This window comes from Methanocalculus natronophilus (assembly GCF_038751955.1).
GTDB classification, from domain to species: domain Archaea; phylum Halobacteriota; class Methanomicrobia; order Methanomicrobiales; family Methanocorpusculaceae; genus Methanocalculus; species Methanocalculus natronophilus.
The window spans coordinates 1-512 of record NZ_JBCEXH010000130.1 but is presented as its reverse complement, the minus strand read 5'-3'; the positions used below and the strand labels follow the sequence as shown (position 1 = coordinate 512).

At 41.4% G+C, this 512-nt stretch carries 1 protein-coding gene; it reads left to right on the top strand.

Annotated features, from left to right (window positions below):
* The coding region (locus ABCO64_RS10845; protein WP_343089491.1) for a hypothetical protein at positions 1 to 512 on the top strand (512 nt) is incomplete at both ends.

Below are 512 nucleotides of genomic sequence, written 5' to 3'. Positions count from 1 at the left end.
AAGACATCAGCGTGACCATCGATAACAACACATTTGAAACCAAAGAAGAAGGTATTGGATTAGGTGACGGCGTTGAGAAGACACAAACCATCGTGGATCTACTTACCGATAATACTTTCGACCTAGAACAAGGTTATGCAGTAGTAGATTATCGTGACGGCCAGGAGTTTGAGTATGGTCAAACGGTCAAAGTAAACAGTTCCAACGATTTCCATCGTATACTCGAGCATCCGGAATTCACAAAAGTAATCATCGGATCCTCGTTTGACAACAGTGTTTATATCGATCGTCCAGTGGACATTGATTTTAAAGGCCGAGCCATAGCCGGTAACATCGAGATTCAATTCACCGAGGAAGCGACGATGCATTTCACTGGTAACGGAATGATTACAGACGATTTGATTATCAACGCTCCATTCTTGACACTTGAGAGTGACGTTAATGTACTTGGAGAAACTTACGAATACATGTTTGAACAAAATTTTGACTTCGTCGATAGTACTAGCAATAGC